The organism is Pseudoalteromonas sp. S558 (assembly GCF_005886635.1).
Lineage (GTDB): Bacteria > Pseudomonadota > Gammaproteobacteria > Enterobacterales > Alteromonadaceae > Pseudoalteromonas > Pseudoalteromonas aliena.
Window position 1 is genome coordinate 1 of sequence record NZ_PNDU01000414.1, and the last position, 7,202, is coordinate 7,202.

Annotated in this window: 6 protein-coding genes; 5 read left to right on the top strand and 1 reads right to left on the bottom strand. The window is 36.6% G+C overall.

The features are described from left to right. The first annotated feature begins 516 nt into the window (after nucleotides 1-516). The 4 genes from CWB66_RS20200 (at nucleotide 517) to creD (ending at nucleotide 4,049) form a co-directional block, all read left to right on the top strand. Complete coding sequence (locus CWB66_RS20200; protein WP_138586809.1) at nucleotides 517-1,197, top strand: response regulator; 681 nt, start codon at nucleotides 517-519, stop codon at nucleotides 1,195-1,197. Further along, a complete protein-coding gene (locus tag CWB66_RS22800; protein WP_252371806.1) occupies nucleotides 1,184-1,552 on the top strand; it encodes a sensor histidine kinase family protein in 369 nt (122 codons plus the stop codon). The genes CWB66_RS20200 and CWB66_RS22800 overlap by 14 nt, the downstream gene beginning before the upstream one ends. A gap of 2 nt (nucleotides 1,553-1,554) precedes the next feature. Continuing rightward, nucleotides 1,555-2,664 carry a two-component system sensor histidine kinase CreC gene (gene creC, locus CWB66_RS20205; RefSeq protein ID WP_252371807.1) on the top strand — a complete coding sequence of 370 codons (1,110 nt, stop codon included), beginning with the start codon at nucleotides 1,555-1,557 and terminating at the stop codon, nucleotides 2,662-2,664. A gap of 77 nt (nucleotides 2,665-2,741) precedes the next feature. Further along, the gene (creD, locus tag CWB66_RS20210; RefSeq protein ID WP_138586811.1) at nucleotides 2,742-4,049 is read left to right on the top strand and encodes a cell envelope integrity protein CreD; all 1,308 of its coding nucleotides are present in this window, start codon (nucleotides 2,742-2,744) and stop codon (nucleotides 4,047-4,049) included. Between the two features lie 54 nt (nucleotides 4,050-4,103). Here creD and CWB66_RS20215 read toward each other — a convergent pair whose 3' ends face one another. After that, nucleotides 4,104-5,369: a LysM peptidoglycan-binding domain-containing protein gene (locus tag CWB66_RS20215; protein WP_138586813.1), complete on the bottom strand. Its 1,266-nt coding sequence runs from the start codon at nucleotides 5,367-5,369 to the stop codon at nucleotides 4,104-4,106. Between the two features lie 214 nt (nucleotides 5,370-5,583). Between CWB66_RS20215 and CWB66_RS20220 the strand changes: the two genes are divergently transcribed. After that, complete coding sequence (locus CWB66_RS20220; RefSeq protein WP_138586815.1) at nucleotides 5,584-7,158, top strand: tetratricopeptide repeat protein; 1,575 nt, start codon at nucleotides 5,584-5,586, stop codon at nucleotides 7,156-7,158. The last annotated feature ends 44 nt before the right edge of the window (nucleotides 7,159-7,202 follow it).

Genomic DNA, 7,202 nt, shown 5'->3' on the forward strand with positions numbered 1-7,202 from the left:
AGTTGTATATCGATTGGAACAATTTTAGAAGTGATATTAATAGAGTCATTTCACTCTGTTCAAGATCATGGATTAATATGACCAACTAATAAATGGAATTGGTATAATGACCTAATTAGTATTAATAACTTGAACTCCTGATAATAAATCTATCTTAAGCAGCTATTTTTAGGGCTAACTACGTTGAATTTACTAGTAATAGATAACTCGCTATTGACGCGTAAATTCGCCTTGTTTTGACTGAAGTTTCTAGCTAGAGAAAAATAAATTATAATATCATTACAGTCCAATATGTTAGTAAACCTCTTAACCAGAGTTTAGGTTAAATAGATCGTTTCTAGCCTCTTGTTATTAGCTTTATTTAAGCTAAAAGTTAACTAATTCAATGAGTAGCATAAATGATTATTCAATTATCTTTATTGACTGAACTATAACGAACTGTAACTGTTATGCTAGCTAACACTAGGCGGCATGATTTAGCCTATCAATATAATTAGGTTATTAAAGGAAGGATATATGTCTTGTGTACAAGTTGTAATTATCGAGGATGAGAGGGCAATCGCTGATACGTTAATTCATACACTCGAGATGGATGGTTTTAAAGTTGCTTGGTTTTCAACAGCTGGTACAGGGCTTGATTATATAAAAGCTTTCCGTACAGATTTACTCATATTAGACGTTGGTTTACCGGATGCTAACGGTTTTGAGTTATGTAAGCAGATCCGTGAGTTTTCGTCATTGCCAATTATTTTTTTAACGGCTCGCAATGATGAAATAGATCGTGTAGTTGGTTTAGAGATAGGTGCTGATGATTATGTTACTAAGCCATTTAGTCCTAGAGAAATGCTTGCTCGTGTTAAGCTTCGTTTAAAACCATCTCGTATATCAGAGAAACCATCGGGCTTATTGCAAAGCAAACCTGTCCTTTATAGTAAGAACTATGACTATTACTTCGAAGATCATTCACTTGGCCTTACTGCCTTAGAGTTTAAGCTTCTAGGTAAACTTGTTTCGCAACCACGGCAGATATTTTCACGCGAGCAATTGTTATCATCTGCTCAGTTATGTCAAGAAAGCATGTATGCGCGTAACGTTGATAGCCACATTAAAGCTATCAGGAATAAGTTACGTACAGTAGGTGCTGATGAGTTGATTCAGACAAAACGTGGGTTTGGGTATTATTATGAACCCATTTAAACAATTTACTATTGGGCTATCTAGATTTAAAGGTTGGCCTAAAATACCACTCGGATTTAGATTATTTCTACTTTATTTTGTACTCGTTATATTAACCACTTACTTGGTTAGCTCTACTGTAATGCGTGAAATAAAGCCTACTGTACGCCAAGTAAGTGAAGAAACGTTGGTTGATATGGCCAATTTACTAGCTGTTATGGCGCGAGATGATCTTGCTAATGGTACGTTGTTGCAAAGCGGTTTTGTTAAACAAGTTAATTCATACGGTATGCGACAGCCTAATGCAGAAATTTGGGGAGTTAATAAGCCGGCTATTAATCACCGTATTTATATTACTGACTCTGTAGGGTTGTAATTATTGATTCTTGGCAGCGAGATGTTGGAAAAGATTTTTCGCGTTGGAATGATGTTTATCTGACTCTACGAGGAGAATATGGAGCACGATCTACTGCTTTAGATGCAAACGATCCTCTCTCGACGGTAATGCATGTAGCTGCACCGATTATCTATAATGAAAAAATAATAGGCACAGTCACTGTGGCTAAAGCTAATCGTTCGGTGCAGCCATTTATTAATATGTCTAAATATCGTGTATTGAGTTGGCTTGCGGTGATGAGCATATTGGCATTAATTGTAGGCGCTTTGATCGCTTGGCGGATCAATGGAGCATTGTTTAAACTTGCTAATTATGCAGATAAAATGGGACGTGGTGAAAAAGCAAGTAAACCCACTTTTAGAATATTTTATGAGTATGGGTTACTTAGTGATGCACTAGAAAATATGCGCCGTCAACTAGATGGTAAAAGCTATGTAGAAAATTATGTACAAACATTAACACATGAATTAAAAAGTCCTTTATCAGCAATTAAAGGCGCTAGTGAAATCTTGCAAACTCCTTTAAGTAATGAAAAACAGCAATTATTTGTTAACAATATTGAGTCTGAATCAGCGCGAATGCAGATGTTAATAGATAAGTTATTAGCGTTAACTAAGCTTGAGCAACTTCCTGAACTTGAAAAACGACAAATCATTGTTATTGCTCCCTTGCTTGAGGCGATAAGGGATTCTTTTATAGCGAGGATAACCACTAAAAATGTATTGGTAACGATTCAATGTGACTCTTCTATACAGCTAATAGGTGATCGGTTTTTAATACAGCAGACCCTTTATAATATTATTGATAATGCGCTCGACTTTTTATTTGATGGAGGTCAAATAACAATCAATGTCAAACAGTACAAACACACTGTAAATATTAAAATTAGCAACACAGGCCCTTGCATCCCTGATTATGCATTATCGCGTATTACAGAGCGTTTTTATTCATTACCTCGTGCTAGCGGCAATAAAAGTACAGGGCTGGGTTTAAACTTTGCAGAGCAAGTAGTTAAGTTACACAAAGGACAGTTGATAGTAAGTAATAGTGAGAGCGGTGTAGTAGTTGAAATAATAATACCAACTCCATAATAGCTCCACTTAATCACCATAAGAGCTCCATTTAGCTTAGTTACTATATAACTAATTAATACATGGAGTGAATATCGATGAAACAAAAAATAGAAACGAAGCTGGTGATTATTATAGGCTTAATTGTCCTGTTACTTATCCCTATTTTTATGATCCAGAGTTTGATAGATGAACGGGCTGAACTGCAAGATCAAGTTCAAGCAGATATTGCAAAAAGCAGTAGCGCTGAGCAGCAAATTATTGGCCCTTTTATTCATGCTGAATATATTGAAACCAGCATGTTAGACGGTAAAACAACAGAGCGCTTAGCTAGTATTTTATTGCTACCTGAAACGCTCAATATAGACAGCAAGTTATCGACGTTCGAAAAGTACCGAGGTATCTATAAAGCGCTTTTATATCGCTCAAAAAATCAATTTGAGGGGGTATTTGACACAACTTCACTGGCACAGTTAGCTGATAAAAAAGTACAGCGACTTAACCTTGTTATGGCCATTGCAGATATTAGAGGGATTGGCCAAGGTACTCAAATCAAAGTTAATGATCGTACTTACAAATTATTTCCTGGTACGCAAATAGCGCAACTCCCTGAAGGTGTGCGTATTGAACTTGATTATGAAAGTATTATGGAAGTTTCTACTTTACCTTATAAAATTGACTTAAATTTACAAGGTATGCGTAAACTTGCTTTAGCGCCTGTTGGTAAAGAAACCTCGTTAAATATGCAAGCTGATTGGCCTCACCCAAGCTTTGTCGGCGATTATCTGCCAATCGAATCGAGTATTTCACAGCAAGGTTTTTCTGCTAGCTGGCAAACTAATTATTTTGCTACCAATCTTCATGAGTTATTTAATTACTGTTTATTTCAAAATGAATGCACGCAGTTTAAGCAGCGTAGCATGGGTGTTAATTTAGTTGATGGCGTAAATCAGTACCTTAAAAACTATCGAGCAAGTAATTATGCTTTACTAGTAATTGTACTCGTATTTGCAAGTTTCTTTTTACTTGAAGTGTTGCGCGGTGAGCCTGTTCATCCGGTGCAATATGGCTTTGTAGGGCTTGCATTAGCTGTTTTTTACTTGCTATTGATTTCGTTAAGTGAGCATTTAGGGTTTAACGTGGCGTATCTTTTATCAGCACTTTCTTCTGCTTTTTTACTGAGTATTTATGTTGCTGGTATGCTCAAAAATAGCAAGCATGGAGGCTTTTTCTTACTGGGGGTTTTATTTTTATATAGCCTATTGTTTGGGTTATTAAGTGCAGAGGATTATGCGTTATTGATGGGGAGTGTATTGGTATTTGCGGTACTTAGTTTGATTATGATACTAACTCGAACTGTAAACTGGTACAGCACAAAGTCGCAAGTAGATAACGAGGTTACTTAAGTAGCCTTAGCTAAAATAATAAAAGGGCTGATCATTTTATCAGCCCTTTTATAGTTAACTATTGGATAAAAATACAGTAAGTTTTTTACCTATTTTTAAATGGTCGCTTGAAAGGTTATTCCATTGTTTTAGTTTGTTAATACTGACTTTGTAATATTTAGCGATTATCCATAAGCTTTCGCCTGATTTAACTTTATGCTCGATTTCTTGATCTGCAAGTATAGGGAGTATCAGCTTTTTTCCTGCGCGAATACGATTGCTTTTTAGATTGTTAAAGGCCTTTAACTGACTAACTGTTATTGCATGGCGTTTAGCTATGACACTGAGACTGTCGCCAGATTGAATGGTGTAGTGTTGCCATTGACTGTAATCACTACTTTTTTGATTTGCGAGCATTGCTTTAAACTCTATTTGCTCATCGGCAAGAACAACGATATGAGGCGCATCAATAACTGCTGGAAAGCGGATCACACCGTAGTTTAATGATTCTAGTCGTTGCCACCTTTCTTTGTTATCTATGATAACGGATCCCGAAACTGGTATTACCGCAATGGTATTTTTGTTTGCTATCGCAGGAAATGCCATTTTTTGGCTTTTGAGTAGTTGGGCAGCAGCAAGTAACTTAGGGACATATTGACTTGTTTGTTTAGGTAGTTTTAAGCTGAAGAAATCGGTTGGCTTACCCTGCCTTTTATTATTTTTAATTGCTCTTAAAACGCGGCCTTCACCTAAATTATAAGCTGCAATAGCATGATACCAATCGCCATCGAAACGTTTGTATAAATACTCCATAAAATCTAATGCTGCACGGGTACTGTCTATCACGTCTTGTCTACCGTCATACCAAGGTGAAATTTTTACTTTAAAATATTTAGCAATAGAGGGCGTTAGCTGCCACAGGCCAGACGCATGTTTATGAGAATAGGCGCTTGCATCAAAATCGCTTTCAATAAGTGGCATTAATGCCAGCTCTATTGGTAAATCTCGTTTTTCTATTTCAGTCACTATATGATAAAGATAGGGTGTCGCGCGGCGGCTAATTTCATCCATATAATTAGGGTGAGATAAGTACCAAGCAATACGCTTGTTCACAGCGGGGTGACTTGAATTAGTAAAACTTAGCTGCGCGCGAATACGTTGCCAAACATCATCCAGCTCTTTAGGACTTAAAGGCGCGATTTGTTCAATTGCTTTACTTTGTTGATTAACAACAGGATTAGCTTTAATAATTGCTTTAGGGGCTGGTTGCTCTGGTGTTGTCTCACAGCCAGATAAAATAAAAATCAGTGGCAAAATGCCGATATATCGATTTAAAAACACGTAAAAACTACTCCGTAATATAAATGCAGCTAGCTAAAAGCCGGTTAGCTTAACATAGGGAATGTTATAAACAGCGCTATAATCACCCGTTTAAACTATTTTACAGGTGAGTATTTTAGATGGTATGTATTGTTAAACTCAGTTAAATTAATAGGGTTACAACAATTTATCGATTTAGTATTGGCCTAACGGGCTTGTTTTTTAGGGATGATGGATGCGTTTAATCTTACTTTTTTTATTTTTATCGACTTTGCTGAACGTAAATATTGTCGCAGCCACACAAGTCACACCTCCAGTAAATATAGCTCCTTCGTTGCCTAATACGCAAAATAACCATGATTTGGTATACCAGCAATTATTTAGTATGCACAGCCAACTTGCTAGTTTGGATGAAAAACTACAGCAACAAAAAACACTCGGTAATGATGTTAAAACCCTAGAAGCTGCGCAGCAAGCGCTAACAATTCAACTATCTAGATTCCAAGCTCAACTCGAAGCGCAAGATAAACTACAAGCTAGTCAATTTACTGGTTTTGATGGGCGGATAAGTGATATTGCAAGTAACACTAATATTTGGGGTGGGATATTCACTCTTTTTGGTTTGATTATCACAGTTACTGCAATTGCGCTCGGCTTTAGTGCAAAAAATAGAGCTGTTTACGAAGCCAAGCAGGCTGCTAATACAGCTTCAGATAGTCATATGCTGCAATGGTTAGAAGATAATAAGGGTAAATTAATTGCAGATACCAGAACTGAGCTCGAAAAAGTCAGCTTAGGGCTAAAAGAGCGGGCCGAAAAGTTAGCAACAGAAGCGAGTGCTGCACTAAGTAAAATTGAGCGTGATCTAATAGAAGAAAGTAAAAGAATTATCACCTCAAATAAAGGGGAAACAGGTAAAGATTTAAGTAAGCACAACAAATCTCCTACAAGGGCTTCAGCTAAAAATTGGTTTAAAGTTGGTTTAAGTGCATTTGAAAATAATGAATATGATGAGGCGTTAAAAGCTTGGGCAAAAGTACTGGAGTTATTAGACCAAAAAGAAGAGCCCGAACTTTATGCTATCACACTGATGAACCAAGGTTTTACTTATGGTAAGCAAGAAAAGTTTGAAGACGCACTCAACAGTTACGCAAGCTTGATTGAGCAGTTTAGAGGCTCGTTGAATGAGGAGATTCGAATTCAGTTGGCTATGGCTATGCTTAACCAAGGTATTGCTTATGGTAAGCAAGGTAAGTCTAAAGAAGAATTTAATAGCTACACTCGTGTAATTGAGCGGTTTAAAGATTCGTCGATTGAAGAGATTCAAGTGATCATTGCAAAAGCTATGGTTAATCAGATTTCTATTTATAGTAGACAAAAAGACTTTTCTACTGCTAAAAACATTCACTCTACGTTGATTAAACAATTTAACAACTCAGAAAAAAGTGAGATTAAAATCCAAATAGGCTATTCGTTGGCAAATATTGCTGAACTAGCTTTGCTATTTGAAACACCGGAACAGGTGCTTTGCCGTGTTACAGAAGTTGAAGAGTTCATAACTGACCAGCAGGTTTTAGCTGTGATGCAGTTTATTCGCTTTTTACTTAACGATAAAACGATTGAAGAGGTTTTTGCTGCCTTAGCAGCAATCCCAGCGGAAATGGAATTAGACTGGAGCTTTAGAGAGATCAAAGATTACCTAGCTAATTTTGAAGGTCAAAAGCTGCATCAGATTCAGGCTGTTGTGAGCTTTTTTGAGCAACATAAAGATATTGAAAAGTTAAGAATTGAGTCAGGGTTAAAAAGTTAGTTTTTGATTTTCATACCTTAATTTGTCGCCATAAATGACGACCT